The sequence below is a fragment of the Qipengyuania sp. 902 genome (assembly GCF_051195295.1).
Lineage (GTDB): Bacteria > Pseudomonadota > Alphaproteobacteria > Sphingomonadales > Sphingomonadaceae > Qipengyuania.
The window spans coordinates 519806-542064 of sequence record NZ_JBNJLJ010000002.1; the positions used below are offsets into that span (position 1 = coordinate 519806).

Sequence of the window (22259 nt, forward strand, 5' to 3'; positions counted from 1 at the left end):
CTTTACGGCTGTCAGGCGTTTTCGCGTGCGAGCGCTTCGCGCACGGCGGCCAAAGCATCCTGCGCTTTGGATCCGTCCGGACCGCCGCCCTGTGCCATGTCCGCACGGCCGCCGCCGCCTTTTCCGCCAAGCGCCTCGACGCCTGCGCGCACGAGCTCGACCGCGCTGAAGCGATCGGTGAGATCGTCGGTGACGGCGCAGGCGAAGGCAGCCTTGCCGTCGTTCACCGCGCAGATCGCAGCGACGCCCGACCCCATGCGGCCCTTGGCCTCGTCCAGCAGCGGGCGGAGTTCCTTGGGGTTGAGCCCCTCGATCACCTGACCGGAAAACGCGACGCCGCCAATGTCTTCGTCGGCGGGACCGGCATCGCCTGATGCGCCGCCGCCGAGCGCCAGCGCGCGCTTCGCTTCTGCCAGCTCCTTCTCGAGGCGCTTGCGTTCGTCGACCAAGGCAGCGACGCGTTGCGGCGCTTCGTCGGGCGAGGTCTTGAGCGCGCTTGCGATGGCCCGCACCGCCTCATCGCGAGCGACGAGCCATGCGCGCGCTGCTTCCCCGGTAAGCGCCTCGATGCGGCGCACGCCGGAACTGACCGCGCTTTCCGAAACGATCTTGAACAGGCCGATGTCTCCGGTCGCCTTCACATGCGTGCCGCCGCAGAGCTCGACCGAGTAATTGCGTCCGCCCTCGCCCCTGCTGCCCATGGACAGTACCCGAACCTCGTCGCCGTATTTCTCGCCAAACAGCGCGAGCGCGCCGGCGGCAACGGCATCGTCCGGGGTCATCAGGCGGGTCGAAACCTGTTCGTTGGCGCGGATTTCCGCATTCACCTCGGCCTCGACCGCTGCAATGTCGTCCTCGGTCATCGGCTTGGGATGCGAGAAGTCGAAGCGGAAGCGATCGTCGGAAACCAGCGAGCCCTTCTGCGTGACGTGATCGCCAAGCCGATCGCGCAGCGCGGCATGAACGAGATGGGTCGCCGAATGGTTCGCACGAATGCGATCGCGGCGCTCGGCATCGATCTCGAGATGCACGGCGTCGCCCACGGCAACCGAGCCCTTGCCGACCGTGCCGACATGCGTGTGCAATCGCCCGAGCGGCTTGTTCGTCGTCTCAACCGCAAATTCCAGACCCTCGGGCGTCCAGATACGTCCGGCATCGCCCGTCTGGCCGCCGCTCTCGCCGTAGAACGGCGTCTGGTTGGTGAGGATGATGACGTCCTCGCCCTTGGCTGCGCTCGTCACTTCCGCGCCGTCCTTGACGATCGCGACCACCTCGGCCTCGCCCGTAGTGGAGGCATAGCCCGTAAATTCGGTCGAGCCTGCGCGTTCGGCGATGTCGAACCAGACTTCCTCGCTGGCCGCCTCGCCCGAGCCCTTCCACGCCTCACGCGCCTTGGCCTTCTGCTCGGCCATGGCGGCGTCGAAGCCGTCCTTGTCTACTGCAATCCCGCGGCTGCGCAGCGCATCCTCGGTCAGGTCGTAGGGAAAGCCGTAGGTGTCGTAGAGCTTGAATGCGGTCTCGCCGGGCAGTGTGCCGCCCTCACCCATATCAGCAGTCGCATCGTCGAGCAGGCGCAAACCCTTGTCGAGCGTGCGGCGGAACTGCACCTCCTCGCGCTCCAGTACTTCCTGGATCAGCGGCTGGCCGCGCACGAGCTCGGGATAGGCCGCGCCCATCTCGCTGACGAGTTCGGGGACGAGCCGGTGCATTAGCGGATCCTTTGCGCCGAGCAGATGTGCATGCCGCATGGCACGCCGCATGATGCGGCGCAGGACATAGCCGCGGCCTTCATTGCTCGGCAGGACACCGTCGGCGAGCAGGAAGCTGGTGGAACGCAAGTGGTCGGCGATCACGCGGTGGCTGGCGGTGTTGTCGCCCTCGGTTTTCACACCGGTCAGACTCTCGCTCGCACCGATCAGCGCCTTGAACGTGTCGGTGTCGTAATTGTCGTGCACGCCCTGCATCACCGCGGCGACGCGCTCGATCCCCATGCCGGTATCGATACTCGGCTTGGGCAGGTCGCCGACAATCTCGTCGTTCTCCTGCGTGAATTGCATGAACACGAGGTTCCAGATTTCTACGAACCGGTCGCCGTCTTCCTCCGGCGATCCCGGAGGGCCGCCCCAGATGTGATCGCCGTGATCGTAGAAGATTTCCGAGCACGGGCCGCAGGGACCGTCCGAACCCATCGCCCAGAAATTGTCCTTGGTCGAGATGCGGATGATTTTCTCGTCGGCAAAGCCGCTGCGCTTCTTCCAGAGGTCGAAGGCCTCGTCATCCGTGTGGTAGACAGTGACCAGCAGGCGGTCGGGATCGAGGCCCCATTCCTTCGTCAGCAAGGTCCAGGCGTGGTCGATCGCCTGTTCCTTGAAATAGTCGCCGAAGCTGAAATTGCCGAGCATCTCGAAGAAGGTGTGGTGCCGCGCGGTGTAGCCCACATTGTCGAGATCGTTGTGCTTGCCCCCGGCGCGCACGCATTTCTGCGAGCTCGTGGCGCGCGGGGCGGGCGGGGTTTCGAGGCCCGTAAACGCATTCTTGAATGGCACCATGCCCGCGTTGACGAACATCAGCGTCGGATCGCTGAACGGCACCAGCGGCGCGCTCGCCACCTCGGCGTGGTCGCTGGAGCCGAAATAGTCGAGGAAGCTGCGGCGGATGTCGTTGGTCGAAGTCATGCCAGCGCAGTTAGGCAATCGGCGCGGCAGCGACAAGCGGGAAAGGCCGGTCAGACTGTGCAGAGACCGCGATCGGCAGCTATCGATCAGTCCGGGATTCGGCCTCGTGGGCTAATAACGTCAGACCTGATAATAGTCCCTGTACCATTCGACAAAGCGTCGGACACCGTCGCGAATATCGGTTTGCGGCACATAGCCCGTGAGCGATTGCAGCAACTGCGTATCGGCCCATGTTGCCGGCACATCACCTGCCTGCATCTCCATGAAGTTCTTGTCGGCCGAAATGCCCAGCGCGTCCTCGACCGCTTCGATCATGTCCATCAACTGCACCGGCGCCGAGTTACCGATATTGACGATACGCCACGGTGCGACCGGGGACAGGCTGTCGTGCGCCGCGATCTCCGCCCCCTCTTCCGCGCGAACCGGCGGCACATCGATCAGGCGACGGATCGCCTCCACCAGGTCCTCGACATAGGTGAAGTCGCGCATCATCCGGCCATGATTGTAAACGTCGATCGGTTGCCCTTGCAGCATTGCCCGGACGAATTTGAACAGGGCCATGTCGGGCCTCCCCCACGGCCCATACACCGTGAAAAAGCGAAACATCGTCACCGGCAGATCGAAAAGATGGGCGTAGGAATGCGCCATCGCTTCGTTTGCCTTTTTCGTCGCGGCGTAAAACGACATCTGGTGATCCGTTTTCATCGTTTCGCGATAGGGCATTTCGGTGTTCGCGCCGTAGGCGGACGAGGTCGAGGCGAGGAGCATGTGTTGCGGCGGATGCGCGCGGGCCGCCTCGAGCAACTCGAAAGTACCGAGCAAATTGCTTTCCACGTAGGTTCGCGGATTTTCGATCGAATAGCGTACACCGGCTTGCGCGGCGAGGTGGACGACGATGTCCGGTTGGCTCTCCTTCATCAGATCGGCAAACAGGCCGGGCGTCTCGATAGGCTCATTCACAGCTCGGAACCCGCCGTTCTGCAGAAGATTTGCTTGTCGCCGGTGCTTCAGTCGGGAATCGTAATAGTCCGACATGCTGTCGATGCCGACGACCGTGAATCCGTCGTCGAGAAGCCGCTTGCATAGGAAATAGCCGATGAAGCCGGCCGAGCCGGTGACCAGCGCCGTGCGATGCTCAGGCATCAGTCTGCCCCGAAGAGGTCGCGGGTGAAGACCTTGTCGCGCACATCCTCCAGCTCGGGATCGAGCCGGTTCGCGACGATGATTTCAGCTTCTCGCTTGAATTCGTCGAGATCGCGCATGACGCGCGAACCGAAGAAGGTATCTTCTTCCATTACGGGTTCGTAAACGACGACTTCGATCCCCTTCGCTTTGATACGTTTCATTATCCCCTGAATGGAAGACTGACGGAAATTGTCCGACCCGGCCTTCATGACTAAACGGAACACGCCAACTGTCTTCGGCCGCTGGCCAATGATCCGGTCGGCGAGGAAATCCTTCCTTGTGCGATTGGCATCGACGACTGCCCGAATGAGGTTCTGCGGCACCTCCGAGTAATTCGCAAGAAGCTGCTTCGTATCCTTTGGCAAACAATAACCGCCGTAGCCGAAGGACGGATTGTTGTAATGCGAGCCAATGCGTGGATCGAGGCCGATGCCATCGATGATCTGCCGCGTATCGAGCCCGCGGGTCAAAGAGTAACTGTCGAGTTCGTTGAAGAAAGCGACGCGCATCGCAAGATAGGTGTTGGCGAAAAGCTTGATAGCCTCCGCCTCTTCCGCGTCGGTAAGAAGAACCGGGACATCGGTTTCAAGTGCTGGCTCCAGCAAAAGATCGGCAAACTGCTGCGCTCGTTCCGAACGTTCACCGACAATGATCCTCGAAGGGTGGAGATTGTCGTAAAGGGCTTTGCCCTCGCGCAGGAATTCCGGGCTGAAAATGACATTTTGGCTGTCGAACTTCTGCCGCGCCTCCGCGGTATAGCCGACGGGGATGGTCGATTTGATGACGATCACCGTGTCCGGGCTTGCTGCGCTGACCTTCTCGATCACGCTGTCGACCGCCGAAGTGTCGAAAAAGTTGGTTTCCGGATCATAATTTGTCGGCACGGCCACCACGGCAAATTCGGCACCATCGATCGTGTGGTCGAAATCGGTCGTAAAACCGAGGTCCAGATCGTCGTGAGTGAGATATTCTTCGATAAGTTCGTCCTGGATCGGAGAACGGCGGGCATTCAGCTTTTCCACGCGTTCGCACACGATATCGCAGCCGACCACCGCATTGTGCTTGGCGAGCATGATGGCGTTGGACAACCCGACGTAGCCGAGGCCGAAAACTGCAATTTTCATTATATTTATCCGTATATCCGAAGTGGAGCCCTGAAACTGCGCCCGCTTTGAAGGCTGGACGACGCAAACTCAAGTGACCCGAAAGAGGGACCTTACCAGGCGAAATAGGTACCACCACGCTCGCGCGCGCGCTGCCACGCGGGGCGGGCATGGACGGCCTCGACGAATCTCACGGTCTTCGGTGCTTTCTCGCCATAGCCCTGCATGACGGAGATCTCGGCGGGGAAGCTCATCATGACATCGGCGGCCGTCCAGTCGTCGCCGACGAAATGGCCGGACTCGGTGATCCCGTCCTCCATGAAGGCGACATGCGCTGCGAATTGCTCTTCGATCCGGGGCATGATCGGTGCGGCGCCCGCGCCTAACCGACCGGCCATGATCTTGAGCATGACAGGAACGAAGAAGCTGCTTTCGCCGAACTGCATCCATTCGAGATGGCGCACATGGTCTTCGCCGGACGTTTCGGGCAGCCAGCTCTCGCCGCCGTGGCGCTCGCACAAATACTGGATGATCGCGCCGCTTTCGGCGACGCGGACGCCGTTGTCCTCGATCAGCGGCGACTTGCCGAGCGGATGCGGCTGCTTGAGTTCGGGCGGTGCGAGATTGGTCTCCGCGTCGCGCTGGTAGTGCTCGATCTCGTAATCGGCGCCCAGCTCTTCGAGCAGCCAGAGTATGCGCTGCGAACGGCTGTTGTTGAGATGGTGGACGGTGATGGTCATCGGCTCTCTCCTGCGCGCCAGCGTTGCGAACTTAGCCGGCAGATCGATTCGCCCGAGACCCTAGGCGAGGCGCAAGCGGCTCGCCAGCAGCGCTAAGATGAATAAGCAGTCGAAACGGAAAAGCCGGTGCGGCCAAGGGAGGCGCGCACCGGCTTTCCGTTCATTCGGGAGCGCCGGGGGACAGTCCGGCTATCACGCGGGCCCGGGGGATGGGCAGGCGCGCTCCCGCTTGAAGAGATATCAGTCCTCCTCCGCGTCCGGACCGGTCATCATCTCTTCGGCCACCTCGTCGGTGCGGCCGCGGATTGCGGCTTCCAACTTGGCGCACATCTCTGGATTTTCCTTGAGGAAGGTCTTGGCGTTCTCACGGCCCTGGCCGATGCGGACGCTGTCGTAGCTGAACCAGCTGCCCGACTTCTCGACCACGCCGGCCTTCACGCCGAGGTCGAGGATCTCGCCGATCTTGGAGATGCCTTCGCCATACATGATGTCGAATTCGACCTGCTTGAACGGCGGGGCGACCTTGTTCTTGACGACCTTCACACGGGTCGAGTTGCCGACCACTTCGTCACGGTCCTTGATCTGACCGGTGCGGCGGATGTCGAGGCGGACCGAAGCGTAGAACTTCAGCGCGTTGCCGCCGGTCGTGGTTTCCGGATTGCCGTACATCACGCCGATCTTCATGCGCAGCTGGTTGATGAAAATCACCATGCACTTAGAGCGGTTGATCGAGCCGGTCAGCTTGCGCAGCGACTGTGACATCAAACGCGCCTGCAGGCCGACATGGCTGTCGCCCATCTCGCCCTCGATCTCGGCGCGCGGCACCAGCGCGGCGACCGAGTCGACCACGAGAATATCGATCGCATTCGAGCGCACCAGCGTGTCGGTGATCTCGAGCGCCTGCTCGCCCGTATCGGGCTGCGATACGATCAGCTCGTCGATATCGACGCCCAGCTTCTTGGCATAGACCGGGTCGAGCGCATGTTCGGCGTCGACGAAGGCGGCGGTGCCGCCGGCCTTCTGGGCCTCGGCAATGGCATGCAGCGCCAGCGTCGTCTTGCCCGAGCTTTCGGGACCGTAAACTTCGATCACGCGGCCCTTGGGCAGGCCGCCGATGCCGAGGGCGATGTCGAGACCGAGCGAGCCGGTCGAAATCGCCTCCACATTCATCGCTTCCTTCGAGCCCAGCTTCATCGCCGAGCCCTTGCCGAACGCACGGTCGATCTGTGCGAGCGCGGCGTCGAGTGCCTTCTGACGGTCTGCGTCCACTTGCTTTCCTTCTACCAGCTTCAGATTGGCCGCCATGACATCACCTCCTGCGCTTGCAAAGAGCCGCCCTTCGACTCTTCAACTGGAACGTGATGTATCTGGTTTGTTCTCAAAGAACAAGTAGGGAACGGAATTTTTTTCGCGATTTGTTCAGCTTGAGCTGGAAAACGATCCCTAACTCCCGCTTTGAGCAGCGAGCACGTCGGCGACCTTGGCGTTGATCTGCTGAACGCTGAAGGGCTTGGCGATGAAATACATGTTGTTGATGTCGATATCGTTGCGCAGTTGTTCCTCGGCATAGCCAGACATGAACAGGATCGGGATCTTCGGTTTAACCCGACGGATCGCGCGGGCCATCGCCGGGCCGTCCATCGCGGGCATAACCACGTCGGACACGATGAGGTCGAAATTGTCCGACCCGTTGGCGATGGCGGCCAGCCCTTCTTCGCCGTCAGAGGCGGTGGTGACGGTATAGCCAGCGCGCACGAGCGCCCGCTCGGCGACGGCGCGGACCATATCCTCGTCTTCGACCAGCAGCAGCTTTCCCCCGCCGGACCATTCGCTGGCCTTGGGCTCCGCCTCTTCCTCGCGCCGCATCACGGCCGGCAGTTCGCCGCTATGGACCGGCAGGTAGATGGTGAAGCGCGCGCCGGTGGTGTTGCCGTCGGACCCGCGCACATTGTCGGCGAAGATGAAGCCGTTCGACTGCTTGACGATACCGTAGACCGTCGAGAGGCCGAGGCCCGTGCCCTTCCCCTGCTCCTTGGTGGTGAAGAATGGCTCGAAAATCTTGCTGATGAGGTCCTGCGGGATGCCGCCGCCCGTATCTTGCACGATGAGGACAGTGTAATCGTCCGCCGGCATGATGTCGCTGCCCATCTTGCGCACATCGCGCGCGGACACGCGCCGCGTTGCGAGCGTGAGGCGACCTTTCCAATCCTGCTTGCCGCTTTTCGCCGCATGCGCCTGCATCGCATCGCGCGCGTTCACGGCGAGGTTGATGATGACCTGTTCGAGCTGCTGCGGGTCGGCACGCACCGGGCCGAGCTCGCGATCGTGGCGCACGACGAATTCGATCTTGTCGCCCATCAGGCGCTTCAGGAGCTGGCTGACCTCGCTGACCACGTCGGGCAGCTGGAGCACTACCGGCAGCAGCGTCTGCTGGCGGCTGAAGGCTAGCAGCTGACGCGTCAGGCTGGCTGCGCGGTTGGAGTTGGCCTTGATCTGTTGGATGTCGTCGTAATCGCTGTCGCCGGGCGTGTGGCGCAGCAGCATGAGATCGCAATAGCCGATGATCGCGGTCAGCACATTGTTGAAGTCGTGCGCGACGCCGCCCGCCAGCTGGCCGACCGCCTGCATCTTGGTGGCTTGCGCGACCTGGCGGCGCAGGCGCTTCTCCTCCGTGGAGTCGGTAATCGACAGCAGCACGGCGGCATCGCCCAGCCCGCGGATCCCGGCGAGGCCGATGGAGACCGGCTCGTCCTTGTTGCCCGCGAGGTGCACCGCCATGTCCCCGCTGGAACTCGCGCCCTTGGCGAAGCGGCGCACGGTGTCGGCAATCGCCGCCTTATCTTCGCGCACGACGAGATCGGAGGGGAATTGCGGCAAGCCCTGCTCCTCGCGCTCGACAGCGCGCAGGAAGGCCGCGTTGGCGAACAGGAAGCGCCCGTCGCGATCGGTCAGCGCAAGGCCCAGCGGGAGCGCCGCCAGCAACGCCTCGAGCTGCGGGATCGCCGCCTTGCCATTCCCTTCGAAGCCGCCGCCGATCCCGACGGTCCGGTCGATCAGCAGCATCAGCGACGGCGCCTGGTCGGCATCCTTCGCGCGATTGCCGCGCTGCAATTCCAGCGGGACATGGACCAACGTTTGCGGTGAGCCTTGCTGGCCTTCGCGCGCGAAGAAAATGCGGTCGCGGTCGTCCGAGCGCAGCAGTTGGACGAATTCCATGCCGACCAGCGAGGTAGCAGCATCGCCCGTGGCTCGCTCTGCCAGGCCCACGGTGGCCGCCTGCACGATACCGTCGGGTGCGACCATCGCGAGTTCGAGCCCGGCGCGCGACATGACTTCCCCGAAGGGCCCTTCGACCCGCTCTGCCAGCCCGTCGTAGCTGCGTTCCTGGACGATCTCGCCGAAGCGCCAGACGAGATAGTCCTCGCCTCGCCCCGCCCGGTCGACATCGAGCCGGAATCGCTTTTCGACACCTCCGATAGTCAGGAGATCTATGCGCGCATGCCCGTCACGCCAGGCCTCGCGGGCGGCGATCATCAAGCGTTCGGAGGATTTCGGCGCGAAGCCGACTTCCAGCGGCGGAACGGCCTCCCCGAACCAGTCCTCATAGGACGAGTTGGCACAAATCAGCCGGTTGGCCCGGTCGGTGATGGCGACCGCCCGCTTGCTGTTTTCGACTGCGGCCGCGGTAACCGACCAGTCGGGAACACCGTCCGCCTGCTCAACCGGCCCCGTCCTCAATCGCGCGGCGAGCAGCAGCATGAGCAGGAAAGCGACCAGCGCGCCGCCATAGGCTATCGCGACCACGGCTTCTCCGCCGACCAGTCCGACCAGTACGATGGAGAGCACGCAGGCGCCCAGCACACCGAAAATCAACGGCAATGGTGGGAGGCGCGCTATGGTCGTGTCGTCGGAGGGCGTCATTCGCCGTCCTCCGCCAAGCGCTCGTCCATCCGGCGTTCGGCTGCGCGTAGTCGACGACGGCGCTTGCCGGCGACAATGAAACGCCAGACGAAACTTGAGAGAAGATAGCCGATGGCCGCACCCACGACGGCCAGAACGACGAACCCGAAAATCGTCACCAGCACCGTCACCCCGACGCCTTCGAACATTTCGACCAGCCACGCCCAGCGCCCGCTGGTGATTTCATCCTGCGCAGCACCGCCGGTCACGTCGAGATCGACCTCGAGGATGAATGCGCCGACGCGGTTGGCAATAACCGCCCAGATCGGGAAGGTGAACGGGTTGGTGATGAAGGTGACCAGCGCCGACAGCGGCACGTTGGCGCGAGCGGGCAACGCCATGAAGGCGGCGAGGAAGATTTGCCCGACCGGGATGATGAAACCTGCGAAAATCCCCAGCGCCACCCCGCGCGGTACACTGCGCCGCGTGAAGCGCCACAATTCCGGCGTTAGGAAACGATGGGCGATCGGCTTGAGATACTTGTTTTCGGCAAGCTGCTCGCGAGTGGGCATGTATTTGCGGATCAGGTCCGACAGGAAGGTTTTGGACTTCGGATTGCTCATGACCACGTTTCACAGATGCGCTTGCGCTCCGGCGAGTGCAAGGCCCGCGCTCTAGCGCATGGCGATGAATGCGCAATGGCTATCGGCCGGTTGACGAAGGACGAGCCGCTCAGCCCTTCTCGCGCATCAGGCGCGCCTTGTCGCGCTTCCAGTCGCGCTCCTTGATCGTCTGCCGCTTATCATGCGCCTGCTTGCCCTTGGCGAGCGCCAGTTCGACCTTCGCCCGCCCTGTCGAATTGAAGTAAACCGACAGCGGGACCAGCGTCATGCCCTTGCGCTCGACCGCGCCGAACAGCTTCTCGATTTCGCGCGCGTGCAGCAGCAGCTTGCGCGGCCGCCGCGGCTCGTGATTGAGCCGGTTCCCGTGCGAATATTCGGGGATGTTGGCATTGATCAGCCACACCTGCCCGTCGCGCACTTCGGCATAGCTTTCCTTGATGCTCGCCTCGCCAGCCCGCAGCGCCTTGACCTCGGTCCCCTGCAGCGCGAGTCCGGCCTCGAACGTCTCCTCGACATGATAATCGAACCGCACGCGCCGATTATCGGCGACGGTCTTCTGCTTGTCGAACGTGGCGGGTTTAGGACGGGCCATAGGGTGGGCGCATCTAGGGTCGCAGGGTGCAAAAGGAAAGGGCGGTCAGATCAGCCCGGCGATTTCCAGCGCCTCGTCGACCTGCTTGCGGCTTTCATCACTCGCGTTGCACAGCGGCAGGCGAACGTCTTCGGAGAACCAGTCGTGAACGCGGCTGAGCGCGTATTTGACCGGCGCAGGGCTCGCGTCGGAGAACATTGCATAATGCAGCGGGAACAGGCGGTCATTGAGCTTGCGCGCCTTCACGAGATCGTTGGCCGCAATCGCTTCGTGGAATTCCGCGCATAGCGCCGGGGCGACGTTGGCCGTCACCGAGATGCACCCCGCCCCGCCCGCGGCCGAGTGCGGGAGCCACAATTCGTCATTGCCGGACAGCTGGCAGAAATCGTGGTCCAGCCCCATGCGGTGATCGGCCACGCGCGACAGGTCGCCGCTGGCGTCCTTGATGGCGACGATCTGCTTCGGAAACTTGCGCACCAGCTCGACCACCGTCTCGTCCTCTATATCGGTGACCGTACGGCTCGGAACGTTGTAGAGCACGATCGGCAGATCGCTGTTTTCGGCAAGGAAGCTGAAATGCGCGATCAGCCCCGCCTGGCTCGGGCGGTTGTAATAAGGCGCAACGCACAAGCCTGCAGCGGCGCCTGCCTTCTTGGCGAAATTCATGTGGAGCAGGGCATTTCGCGTATCGTTGCTGCCGCAGCCGGCGATCACCGGAACACGGCCCGCGGCCTGCTCGATGCAGACCTCCACCACGCGGTGATGCTCCGCATTGGAGATTGTGGACGCCTCGCCCGTGGTCCCGCAGGGCACCAGCCCCTTGCTGCCATTGTCGATTTGCCAATCGACCAGGCGGCGGAAAGCTTTCTCGTCGAACGCTCCGTCGCGGAAAGGAGTCGCCAGAGCCGGAATCGAGCCAGAGAACATTTACTGAGGTCCTGCGTTAGATACATGACAAGTCGCGAGAAATCGCGCGACGGGATTTTTCATTCAGCGCCTGATAAGGAGCCGGGAGCCATTATGTCCAGCATGGGCAAGACAACAGCAATCACTTCGATCCTCCTCGCAACCACCGCTTTCGTGCTGCCGGCCACCGCGTCGGCGCAGAATGACGGGCGCAGCACCATGGTGGCGCAGCAGCCCGCGCGGATCGATGCGGCGATCGCACAGTGGGAATATCTCACCAAGCGCGACGACCTGTCGTTCGGCTCCTACGCCAATTTCATCACGACCTATCCGGACTTCCCGAAGGAAGACCTGCTGCAACGCCGCGCAGAAAACGCGCTCGATAGCGAGACCGCCTCGCCGCAGTCTCTGGTGGCCTTTTTCGACCAGCACCCGCCGCTGACCAATAGCGGCCGTGCGCGCTATGCGCTGGCGCTGGCTTCGATGGACCGGCCCGAGGCGCTGGAAATGGCGCGCGAGGCGTGGCGCAATGGCACCATGAGCGGGCCGGCAGAGCTTTATCTTGTGGGTCTCTTCGGCAGTCGCTTTGCGCCGGAAGACCACGATGCGCGGATGGATGCGCTGCTGTGGCAAGGCAATCTCGAAGCCGCATCGCGCCACATCGCGCGTGTTTCGCCCGCCTATCGCCAGATGGCGCAAGCCCGCATGTCGCTGCTTGGCGGCTCGATGGGCTCGGCTCCGCAGGACGCGATGAGCGATGCGGGCTATGTCTATAATCTGACGAAGTATTACCGTAGTTCGGGCCAGCCGCTCCAGGCAGTGAAGCTGTTGGGCAATCGCGCAACCTTCAATGCTCCTGCCTTTGACGGCGACGCTTTCATTAGTGAGGCACTGGCGGTTGCAAAGAGCGCAGGCGCACCGAGCCAGGCGGTCGCCATCGCCTCCAAGGTGGACGATTTCTTCGCGCCGGGGACCGACATTTCCGAAGGGTCCTTCGCCCTGCGCGACAAATACACCGACCTCATGTGGCTTGGCGGCACGAAGGCGCTCTGGTCGATGGGGGACGGCCAGCGCGCCGCGCCGCTCTTCTATCGCTATGGTACCGCTGCCAAGACCCCGCTGACCCGTTCCAAGGGTTTCTTCTGGGCCGGACGTGCTGCGGCGCGTGCAGGTGACCGGGCCGAGGCGCAGCGCTATTGGGAAATGGCGGCTGAATATCCCGAGTGGTATTATGGCCAACTGGCGCTGAGCGAATTGGGCCGTCCGATGCCGAGCTTCGCCGCTCTGCCCCAGCCGCAGTCGTCGCCCGAGCAGCGATCCGCGTTCGATAGCGATCCGCTGACGCAAGCCATCCGCGCGCTTTCGCGCAACCGGCAGGACTGGCGCACGGAGCGCGCGTTCTTCGAAGCGGTCGCCGAAAAGGCAGATACGCCTGAAGAAATGGCGCTGGTCGGCGAACTCGCGCGGCAGACAGGTCTGGAGGAAATGGCCGTCGTCGCGGGTCTGGTCGCGGGCGAACATGGCCTCAAGGGCTACGAGCGGATCGGTTTCCCGACCGTGCAGACGCATAGCGGCGCGAACTGGACCATGGTCCACGCCATCGCGCGGCAGGAGAGCGAGTTCGACCGTACCCGCGTCAGTCACGCCGGTGCGCGCGGCATGATGCAGCTCATGCCCGGCACAGCGCGCGAGGAAGCGGGCAAGATCGGCGTCGCCTATATGTCGGCCGACCTGACCGCGAACCCCAGCTACAACATCCGCCTCGGCGATGCGCATTTCGCACGGCTGATGGACCGATATAACGGGGCCTATCCGCTCGCCATCGCGGCCTATAACGCAGGCCCTGGCCGGGTGAACGAGTGGCTCCGCCTCAATGGCGATCCGCGCAACGGCTCAGTCGATTGGGTGACCTGGATCGAGCAGATCCCGTCGAATTTCGAGACCCGCTATTACGTGATGCGCGTGATCGGCAATGCGGTCGCCTATGCGAATATGCACGCGGATAAGTCCACCGCCCGCCAGCGCGATATCGCGAGTTACCTGCCGCGATAGAATGCGCTAGGGGCGGGCCGATGGGCGCGCAGAAATCCGTACCGGGCAATCCGATCACGCCGGCAGGCTATGCTGCGCTGCGTGCGCGCTACGACCATTTGCTCGGCACCGAACGACCGGAGACCGTCGAGATCGTGAGCTGGGCCGCCGGGAACGGCGACCGCAGCGAGAATGGCGATTATCTCTATGGCCGCAAGCGGATGCGCGAGATCGACCGCGAACTCGGCCACCTGTCACGAAGGATGAAGGCCGCGCGGATCATTGATCCTGCCGAGCAGCCGGACAAATCGCGTGCCTTCTTCGGCGCCACCGTCACGCTTGCGGACGAGGACGATATCGCGAAAACCGTCACCCTGGTCGGCGACGACGAACAGGACGCCAGTGCCGGGCGGATCGGCTGGTCCTCCCCCCTAGCCCGCGCGCTGAAAGGCGCATCGGTCGGGGATTTGCGCCTCGTCAGGCTTCCCGGCGGCGACCGCGAGTGGGAAGTGGTGGCCATCGACTATGCGTAAAGCGCTGGCCCTTACACTGCTCCTCCTCGCAAGCCCGCTGGCGGCGAAGGACAGCCTCGGCATCTTCTCCGACTGGGGTGCCTTCCGCGATCCTTCCGTGCCGCGTTGTTATGCCATTGCCAAGCCGACGCCCAGCCGCCTTTCGCAGGACAATGAGCCGTTCGCCACCATCGGCACCTGGCCGCGTCGCCAGATCCGCGGGCAGGTGCATTTCCGCCTGTCGCGCATGCTGGCGAAGACGCCGTCGATACAGCTCCGCATCGGTTCGCAGCGCTTCGAGCTGACCGGCGGCGGCGGCGATGCCTGGGCGAAAGACCGGAGGATGGACGCAGCGATCGTCGCCGCGATGCGCTCGGCCCAAAGCATGACGATCCGCGCAACCGATACTCGCGGACGCCGCTTCTCGAACTCCTATTCGCTGTCTGGCGCGGCGACGGCCATGGACGCAGCCACCCTCGCCTGCTCCCGGCGCTGATACGAAAAAGGGCCGGCAACGCCCTGCGCTGCCGGCCCCGTTTTCAGTACGACTTCTGCTTAGAAGCGGTAGCCGAAGCCGAGCATCACCTGGTGACGGTCGACATCGATCTCGCCGAGATCGGCATCCGGCGTGTCGCCTTCGAAATCAAGCTCCGCTTCGCCATAGTTCGAATAGCGATATTCGAGCTTGGCATAGGTATTCTCGTTAAGCGCGTATTCCGCACCCGCACCCACGCGGAAGCCGTCGGTGTCGATCTTGGCACGATACTCGTCGCCGTCGAACGAACTGTTCACGTTGTAGCGGGCGTTGGTGTAACCGCCCTTTACGTAAAGCAGCAGGTCAGGGTTCGCGAGGATACCGGCGCGAGCGCCGACATAGAGGTCACGACCCGCATTGACGTTGCCGAGACCAAAGAACTCACCATCGCCGCCGTCGAACTCGACGTCCGCGGTGGAATCGGTCAGCTCACCTTCGAGACCGAGGACGACGCCGCCGGCGTTGAAGTCGTAACCGACACCGACGCCATAGGTCACTCCATCGATCGACTGGTCGTTACCTTCGTTGGCATCGTCGTCGATGTCGCTGCCGGCCTTGCTGACGTCATAACCGACAAGCGCTTCGGCGCGCGGGCCGGTGAACGTGCCGTCCGTCGCGTCTTGAGCGGCTGCGGGGGCTGCAATGGCGGCCACCGAGGCGGCTGCGAAAAGTGCGACTGTCTTTTTCATTATTAGTACTCCGTTTCTTGTCAACGCCACTTCATGAGCAGCGTGGACTTCGAGAACGGCGGAAGACCGCGCGCAGTTTCATTAACCTTCCACAACAAGAATGTGTTGCATAGGTGACACAATCTTGCGCCCAGCCGTGCCGCGTCATCGACCGAATGCAGACGCAAACAGATAGCGCGGAATTCACGACGAACCGTTGGAACCGGACGGCAACAAAGCGATTTTGGCGCGCCCTGTCGTGTCTGGTCAAATCGCCCACATACCCCTATATGCGCCGTTCCCATGGCCGATACGACACTCATGAGCATCCCCGGGCAGGTGGACCCGGTTCCCGTTGCCCGCGACATAACGCCGCGCGCCGATGGCCGCATCGATCTGATCGGCCTGCCGAAAGACCGCATCCGCGAACTGTTCGCCGAGGCGGGCCTCGATCCCAAGCAGGCCAAGCTGCGCGCCAAGCAAGTGTTCCACTGGCTCTACCATCGCGGGGTGACCGAATTCGAGGCGATGACCGACATCGCCAAGACCATGCGCCCTTGGCTCGCGGAACGCTTTGTCATCGGCCGCCCCGAAGTGGTCGAGGCGCAGCATTCGACCGACGGCACGCGCAAATGGCTGCTCAAGACCGCCGACGGTCACGAATTCGAGATGGTCTTCATTCCGGATGCGGATCGCGGAACGCTGTGCGTGTCGAGCCAGGTCGGCTGCACGCTCAATTGCCGCTTCTGCCACACCGGCACCATGAAGCTGGTCCGCAATCTGACGCCGGGCGAGATCGTCGGGCAGGTCATGCTGGCGCGCGATGCGCTGGGCGAATGGCCCAAGGGATCGATGGCGGGCCTGGACGAAGCGGAAGATGAAGGCCACTACACAAGTGATGGCCGCCTGCTGACGAACATCGTTATGATGGGCATGGGCGAGCCGCTCTACAATTTCGACAATGTGAAGGGCGCGCTGAAGCTGGTGATGGACGGCGACGGCCTTGCGCTCTCCAAGCGGCGCATCACGCTGTCGACCAGCGGCGTCGTCCCGATGATGGATCGCTGCGGCGAGGAAATCGGCGTCAATCTGGCCGTCTCGCTACACGCGGTGACCAAGGAAATCCGCGACGAGATCGTGCCGCTCAACAAGAAGTACGGCATCGAGGAATTGCTGCAGGCCTGCGCCGATTATCCCGGTGCCAGCAATGCCCGCCGCATCACCTTCGAATATGTGATGCTGAAGGACAAGAACGATACCGACGAACACGCGCGCGAACTCGTCCGCCTGCTGAAGCAGTACAAGCTGCCTGCCAAGGTGAACCTGATCCCCTTCAACCCCTGGCCCGGCGCTGCCTACGACACCTCCACGCCCGAGCGGGTGAAGCGCTTCTCCGACATCGTGTTCGAAGGTGGCATCTCCGCCCCCGTCCGTACACCGCGCGGCCGCGACATCGATGCGGCCTGCGGACAGCTGAAGACGGCTGCCGAAAAGAAAAGCCGCGCCCAGCGCGACCGCGAGGCGGCCGAGGCAATCGAAGCGTAAGTTCGTGGCAGGCGTGACGATTTGGCGCTATCGGCGCCGCTTTCGGGTCGGTTCCACCAACGGGCTGGTCACGCTGCGCTCGCGCAGCGATGGTCTGTTCTCGGAACTATGCCTCGATGGCAGGATCGTCTCAATGGATGCGACCCCGGCCGTCGGCCCCGACGCCGTGCGCAATCATCGCTTGTCCGCGCCGCTCCCCGACGGCTCGTTGATGGAGGTCGAAGCCGGCTACATCAGTTCGATGAACCTTGGCATCGCGGTCCGGCGCGACGGGGAACTCATCCACGAAAGCCACCCCGGAAAGACCATCGCGTATCCCGAGCAATATCGGGAGATGATGGAAAGCTATGCCAACGGAACGGTCGGCGACGCACTGTCGCAGGGCTTCAAGGACGGCGCGGGCGGCCACAACTCCCACATCGATTTCGGCGCATTCAAGCGGAATCGCATCCCGCTGGCGGTCGACATTCTGCTGGGTCTGCTCTTTTTCGTCGTCGCCAAGCTGACCGATCTCACCACCGCTGCGCTGGTCGGAGCCGCAGTCGGGGTCGCCTTATTGGTGGCACAGCGGTTGACCAAGGTCGATCTGCTTGGAGGGCTAGCGCTGTTCGGCATAGCCTTGCTGTTGCTTTCCGCAGGCCTCGCAATGGTTTTCCAGTCCGATGAGGCCGTCAAATACCGCTCGTCCGTCGTCGGACTCGTCAGCGCCTCGCTGTTCTTTTTCGACGGCGTGGCTGGCGGAAACCGGCTCGCGGTCAGGCTGAAGCGCTATCTGCCCTATCGCGACATAGATGCCGCGCGGCTCGGCATCGGCATGGGTGTACTCGGCACAATCATGGCCGGTCTGAACCTGATTGTCGCGTTCTACGGGTCGACCGATCTCTGGCTCTTCTACAGCACCTTCGCGGATTTCTTCGTAACGATGGTGCTGATCCTGATGGTGTTCCGGTACGCACAGGGCAAGATGCTGCGCGATGTAGCCCCAGTCTATCGAGAGCCACCGCCGGAATGAGCGAACCGGCGACGATAGCGTTCTACGAAACGAACGCGCCGCGCTACACGCTGGGCTTCGACCAGGCGCCAAGCCGGCACCTCGACCGCTTCCTCGATCGGCTGAAGCCCGGTGCCCACGTTCTCGAACTCGGCTGTGGCGGCGGACAGGACTCGGCCTGGATTGTCGAACGCGGCTTCGGCGTCGATGCGACCGACGGCACACCCGCAATGGTCCGCAAGGCGAACGAGCGTTTCGATGTCGGCGCGCGCTTGTTGCGCTTCCACGAGCTCGATGCCGTAGCCGAATACGATGCCGTCTGGGCGCATGCCTGCCTGCTGCATGTCGCGCGTGCCGACCTGCCCTCGGTGCTGGCGTCCATCCATCGCGCGCTGCGGCCCGGCGGCTGGCATTTTGCCAATTTCAAGCTGGGCGATGGCGAAGGCCGGGACTTGCTCGGCCGCCTGCACAATTTCCCCGACGCGGGTTGGCTCGAAGATGTGTATCGAACGGCCGGGTTCGTGATCGTCGCCTCGGAAACCTACGCCGGAAAGGCAGCCGACGGGACGCAGCGCGACTGGATGGCGCTGACGGTGCAGCGGCTTCACGCATGAGCTAGTCAACCGACCGGCTTTCCTACAGCAGCGGGCTATGCTCAAAGACCGGCATGGTCGATCTGATCCTTTCTCAAACCGCGATCAACCGGCGCATTGCGGGTGGTCGGTTTTTTCCGCCCAGGACAGTGGTCCATGCGGTCCATGTCTCCGATCCTGTAGGGATGGAAGTTTGGCGATGAGCGTGGTCATCACGGCAGTCTGTATCGGCCTGCCCCGCCCCTTCAACGGCGCGGAACTCAGCGCAATCGACAAGCGGCCGGTCGCAGGTCCGGTGGCCATCCGCAGCTTCGGGATCGAGGGCGATATGGTCGCCGATACGAAGCATCATGGCGGGCCGGACATGGCCGTGCATCACTATGCGAGCGACCACTATGCCGGGTGGGGCGGATGGCTCGGCGGACATGCCCTGCTGCACGGGCCCGCCGCTTTCGGCGAAAACTTGATGAGCACGGGTCTGGTGGAGAGCAATGTCTGCATCGGCGATCGCTTCCGTTTCGGCAGCGCCCTGCTGGAAGTCAGCCAACCGCGCCAGCCTTGCTGGAAAATCGAGCATCGCTTTGGGCACAAGGACATGGTGAAGCGCATCCTCGCCGGGCACATGTGCGGCTGGTATTACCGCGTCGTCGAGGAAGGCGAAGCCGAAGCGGGCGACCCGCTAGAGTTGGTCGAGCGAATCCACGAGGGCTGGAACGTCGCCCGGGTCTTTGCCGCGCTTTACGACCCGAGAAGCGAAGCTACCGGAGCGGAGCTTGGCGAGATCGCGAAACTGGACCGGCTCACCGATCAATGGCGAGACAAGGCGACGAAGCGGCGTGATGGCTAGCAATTCGTCGCGCGCGATGGGTCGGCTTATCGCTAATCCGGCCTTAGTGCCGCTCGTTCATCCGAGGTTGTGGACCCGCTCATCATTGTCCGGGTTGAAGAGCCAGATCACAGGATAATGAGGCACAAACGATGAAGAAACTCGCTCTCGCATTCGCCGCCGGCACGTTGGCCGTCACCGGACTGGGTACCGCAGCCCCGGCTGCTGCCGACCCGCCGCACTGGGCTCCGGCACATGGAAAGCGCGCCAAGGATCGTGCGATCTACGACAGCCGCGGCTACTACATGGAACCGCGCCGGATCACGCGCAGCAGCCGCATGTGGCGTGGCCGCGACGGCCGCTACTACTGCCGCCGCGACAACGGCACGACCGGTCTGGTGATCGGTGCCGGCGTCGGCGCGCTGGCGGGCCACGAACTCGCGGGCCGCGGCGACCGTACGCTCGGGGCGATATTCGGTGGCGCGGTGGGCGCAATCGTCGGCCGCGAGATCGACCGCGGGAGCCTTCGCTGCCGCTGAGGATGTTCGGATAATTCGAGGGGTTCAGCCCTTCGGTTCGCAGAAGGCGCGCCATGCGAGGTTTCGGCCCCCGCATGGCGCGCCTTTCCATTGGAGCGCGTTCGGCTAAAGTAGGAAAGCCATGCCGAATACCAACAGACCAGCCGTGCTCGTCACCGGAGGTGCCAAGCGCCTCGGCGCAGCGATCGCGAAAACCTTCGGCGCGGCGGGCTGGCATGTGATCATCCACTATCGTCGCTCCGCCGATGCCGCCGAACGACTGGCCGCTGCATTGCCGAGCGCGGAGACGATCCGCTGCGACCTCGCCGATGGTGATAGCGCCGTCGCTATGGTCGACGACCTCGCCGCGAAGCTCCCCGACTGGGCTGCGCTGGTCAACTGCGCCTCGCTGTTCGAACAGGACAGTGTAACCGGGCTCGACCCGGCAACGAACAGGAGAGCGATGCAAGTCAACGCGACCTCCCCGGCCCGCATGGCACAAGCCTACCTCGCCACCGCGCGAAGCGAGGCCGGGCGTTGCGTGATCCATGTGACCGATCAGAAGCTTGCCAACCCCAATCCCGACTTCTTCAGCTACACGATGAGCAAGCACGCGCTGGACTCGACCATCGCCATGCTGTCGATGGGTGCGGTGGACGAGGCGGACCGGGTCTACGGCCTCGCCCCTGGCGCCATCCTGCCGAGCCACGATCAGAGCGAAGCGGAAACCGAGGTGTCCCACCGCCTGAACCTGCTCTGCCGCAAGACCGGCGCCGACGAAGTCGCGGACGCAGCGCTGTTCCTGGCAGGCAGGCACCTCGCCAGCGGCCAGACGCTCTACATCGACAGCGGGCAGCACCTGCTGGCCCAATCGCGCGATGTGATCTATCTCGCGCGCGAGGGGGATGCAGGATGAAGAGACACGGCGCTTCCACACGGATCTGGCATTGGCTCAACCTGCTATGCGTGGTCGTGCTGTTCATGTCCGGCCTCACCATCAGCAATGCCCATCGCCTGCTCTACTGGGGCGACTGGGGGTTCGATCGTAGCCAGGCCTGGCTCGAGGTCCCGCGCTTTCCAGACTGGATGACGATCCCGGGCTATTACAGCCTCGCCGTGGCGCGGGACTGGCACATCCTGATGGCCTGGCCCTTCGCGCTCGGGCTGCTGTTCATGTGGATCGCCATGCTGGTCAATCGCCACTTCAAGCGCGACCTCACGACCACCCGCAGGGAGTGGCGCCCGAAGGCCATCTGGCGCGATATCGTCGAGCACGCGAAGCTCAACTTCGACCACGGCGAGGGGAAGTACAACTTCATCCAGAAGCTCGCATATGGCCTGGTGCTCGGTGTCTTCCTGCCGATGATGGTCTTCACCGGTATCGCCATCAGCCCCGGTACGGAGCCGACCTTCGGCTGGCTGGTCGACCTGCTCGGCGGGCGCCAGTCGGCGCGCAGCCTGCACTTCATCTTCGCATTCGCAATCCTGGGCTTCTTCATCGTGCATGTCGCCCTCGTCCTGCTGTCCGGTCCGATCGGGCAGATGCGCGCCATGATCACCGGAGGATCGACCCATGAAGCGTAGAGGATTCCTGGCCGCCGCCGGTGCCGCCTTCGTCGCCGGCTGCAACAAGGTGGCCGATAGCGATGCGGGCGCGCGGCTGCTGTCTGCGGCGGAGAAGTGGCACATGGGCGCGCACCGCCTGCTTGCCAACCGCGAGGCGCTCGCGCCCGAGTACCCGCGCAGCGCCATCTCCCCCTTCTTCCGCGGCAATGGCTCGGTCGATCCCCAGAACGGCGACTACCCGCGCCATGTCGAAGAAGGCTTCGCCAACTGGCAGCTCACCATCGGCGGGCTGGTCCGGAACCCGCTCGCCCTCACGCTCGACAACATCCGCCGCCTGCCCCAGCGCTCGCAGGTCACGCGCCACGATTGCGTCGAGGGGTGGAGCGCGATCGGCGAATGGACCGGGCCGCAGCTCTCCCTCCTGCTCGACGAGGCACAGCTCCGCCCCGAGGCGCAGTTCATCGTCTTCCGCTGCGCCGACAACCTCAACGGCCAGGACTATTACGAGAGCGTCGACCTGATCGATGCCTACCACCCCCAGACCATCGTCGCCCACCGCCTCAACGGCGAGCCTCTTCCAGTCCGCAACGGCGCGCCCTTGCGTATGCGGATCGAGCGGCAGCTGGGCTACAAGCACGCCAAGTACCTCACCGCGATCGAAGCCGTTGCCAGCCTCGACGACATCGGCGAAGGACAGGGCGGCTATTGGGAGGACCGCGCCGGCTACCAGTGGTATGCCGGCATCTGACG

Annotated in this window: 21 protein-coding genes; 11 read left to right on the top strand and 10 right to left on the bottom strand. The window is 63.5% G+C overall.

Annotated features, from left to right (window positions below; all coding sequences use genetic code 11):
* Positions 1-11: 11 nt before the first annotated feature.
* The 9 genes from alaS to dapA all read right to left on the bottom strand — a co-directional run bounded on the left by alaS (position 12) and on the right by dapA (position 11745).
* Positions 12-2675 (bottom strand): alanine--tRNA ligase, encoded by a 2664-nt coding sequence (gene alaS / locus ACSH0F_RS07590; RefSeq protein ID WP_435201468.1) that lies wholly within the window; start codon positions 2673-2675, stop codon positions 12-14.
* A gap of 120 nt (positions 2676-2795) precedes the next feature.
* Positions 2796-3818 (bottom strand): NAD-dependent epimerase/dehydratase family protein, encoded by a 1023-nt coding sequence (locus ACSH0F_RS07595; protein ID WP_435201470.1) that lies wholly within the window; start codon positions 3816-3818, stop codon positions 2796-2798.
* The gene (locus tag ACSH0F_RS07600; RefSeq protein WP_435201472.1) at positions 3818-4984 is read right to left on the bottom strand and encodes a nucleotide sugar dehydrogenase; all 1167 of its coding nucleotides are present in this window, start codon (positions 4982-4984) and stop codon (positions 3818-3820) included. Before ACSH0F_RS07600 ends, ACSH0F_RS07595 begins: the two co-directional genes overlap by 1 nt.
* A 92-nt stretch (positions 4985-5076) precedes the next feature.
* Positions 5077-5703: a glutathione S-transferase family protein gene (locus tag ACSH0F_RS07605; RefSeq protein WP_435201474.1), complete on the bottom strand. Its 627-nt coding sequence runs from the start codon at positions 5701-5703 to the stop codon at positions 5077-5079.
* 240 nt (positions 5704-5943) lie between these two features.
* Positions 5944-7008 (bottom strand): recombinase RecA, encoded by a 1065-nt coding sequence (recA, locus tag ACSH0F_RS07610; protein WP_435201476.1) that lies wholly within the window; start codon positions 7006-7008, stop codon positions 5944-5946.
* A 138-nt stretch (positions 7009-7146) separates the two neighbouring features.
* Complete coding sequence (locus tag ACSH0F_RS07615; RefSeq protein WP_435201478.1) at positions 7147-9624, bottom strand: response regulator; 2478 nt, start codon at positions 9622-9624, stop codon at positions 7147-7149.
* Complete coding sequence (locus ACSH0F_RS07620) at positions 9621-10226, bottom strand: DUF2062 domain-containing protein (protein WP_435201480.1); 606 nt, start codon at positions 10224-10226, stop codon at positions 9621-9623. Before ACSH0F_RS07620 ends, ACSH0F_RS07615 begins: the two co-directional genes overlap by 4 nt.
* 109 nt (positions 10227-10335) lie before the next feature.
* The gene (gene smpB, locus ACSH0F_RS07625; protein ID WP_278328361.1) at positions 10336-10818 is read right to left on the bottom strand and encodes an SsrA-binding protein SmpB; all 483 of its coding nucleotides are present in this window, start codon (positions 10816-10818) and stop codon (positions 10336-10338) included.
* Positions 10819-10863: 45 nt separating this feature from the next.
* Positions 10864-11745, bottom strand: coding sequence for a 4-hydroxy-tetrahydrodipicolinate synthase (dapA, locus tag ACSH0F_RS07630; RefSeq protein WP_435201483.1), 882 nt, complete (start codon positions 11743-11745; stop codon positions 10864-10866).
* 102 nt (positions 11746-11847) lie between these two features.
* Here dapA and ACSH0F_RS07635 point away from each other — a divergent pair, with 102 nt between their 5' ends.
* From ACSH0F_RS07635 to ACSH0F_RS07645, 3 genes are read left to right on the top strand one after another with little or no spacing between them, the layout of a single operon-like run.
* Complete coding sequence (locus ACSH0F_RS07635) at positions 11848-13776, top strand: lytic transglycosylase domain-containing protein (protein ID WP_435201485.1); 1929 nt, start codon at positions 11848-11850, stop codon at positions 13774-13776.
* A gap of 20 nt (positions 13777-13796) precedes the next feature.
* Positions 13797-14288, top strand: coding sequence for a GreA/GreB family elongation factor (locus tag ACSH0F_RS07640; protein WP_435201487.1), 492 nt, complete (start codon positions 13797-13799; stop codon positions 14286-14288).
* On the top strand, positions 14281-14763 hold the full coding sequence (locus ACSH0F_RS07645; protein WP_435201489.1) for an invasion associated locus B family protein: 483 nt from the start codon (positions 14281-14283) through the stop codon (positions 14761-14763). Before ACSH0F_RS07640 ends, ACSH0F_RS07645 begins: the two co-directional genes overlap by 8 nt.
* Positions 14764-14822: 59 nt before the next feature.
* On the opposite strand, the gene ACSH0F_RS07650 is transcribed toward ACSH0F_RS07645, so the two are convergent.
* Positions 14823-15491, bottom strand: coding sequence for an outer membrane protein (locus tag ACSH0F_RS07650; RefSeq protein ID WP_435201491.1), 669 nt, complete (start codon positions 15489-15491; stop codon positions 14823-14825).
* A gap of 282 nt (positions 15492-15773) precedes the next feature.
* On the opposite strand from ACSH0F_RS07650, the gene rlmN reads away from it, so the two are divergent.
* From rlmN to ACSH0F_RS07690, 8 genes are all read left to right on the top strand, one after another.
* Entirely contained in the window at positions 15774-17015 is a 1242-nt protein-coding gene (gene rlmN, locus ACSH0F_RS07655) for a 23S rRNA (adenine(2503)-C(2))-methyltransferase RlmN (RefSeq protein WP_435201493.1), read from the top strand.
* 133 nt (positions 17016-17148) lie between these two features.
* Positions 17149-18027 carry a septation protein IspZ gene (locus ACSH0F_RS07660; RefSeq protein ID WP_435201495.1) on the top strand — a complete coding sequence of 293 codons (879 nt, stop codon included), beginning with the start codon at positions 17149-17151 and terminating at the stop codon, positions 18025-18027.
* A complete protein-coding gene (locus ACSH0F_RS07665) occupies positions 18024-18620 on the top strand; it encodes an SAM-dependent methyltransferase (RefSeq protein ID WP_435201497.1) in 597 nt (198 codons plus the stop codon). Before ACSH0F_RS07660 ends, ACSH0F_RS07665 begins: the two co-directional genes overlap by 4 nt.
* A gap of 178 nt (positions 18621-18798) precedes the next feature.
* Positions 18799-19446 (top strand): MOSC domain-containing protein, encoded by a 648-nt coding sequence (locus ACSH0F_RS07670; RefSeq protein ID WP_435201499.1) that lies wholly within the window; start codon positions 18799-18801, stop codon positions 19444-19446.
* 131 nt (positions 19447-19577) lie between these two features.
* The gene (locus ACSH0F_RS07675) at positions 19578-19964 is read left to right on the top strand and encodes a glycine zipper 2TM domain-containing protein (protein ID WP_435201501.1); all 387 of its coding nucleotides are present in this window, start codon (positions 19578-19580) and stop codon (positions 19962-19964) included.
* A gap of 121 nt (positions 19965-20085) precedes the next feature.
* A complete protein-coding gene (locus tag ACSH0F_RS07680) occupies positions 20086-20859 on the top strand; it encodes an SDR family oxidoreductase (RefSeq protein WP_435201503.1) in 774 nt (257 codons plus the stop codon).
* Complete coding sequence (locus ACSH0F_RS07685; RefSeq protein WP_435201505.1) at positions 20856-21527, top strand: cytochrome b/b6 domain-containing protein; 672 nt, start codon at positions 20856-20858, stop codon at positions 21525-21527. Before ACSH0F_RS07680 ends, ACSH0F_RS07685 begins: the two co-directional genes overlap by 4 nt.
* Positions 21517-22257 carry a molybdopterin-dependent oxidoreductase gene (locus ACSH0F_RS07690; RefSeq protein WP_435201507.1) on the top strand — a complete coding sequence of 247 codons (741 nt, stop codon included), beginning with the start codon at positions 21517-21519 and terminating at the stop codon, positions 22255-22257. Before ACSH0F_RS07685 ends, ACSH0F_RS07690 begins: the two co-directional genes overlap by 11 nt.
* Positions 22258-22259 lie beyond the last annotated feature (2 nt).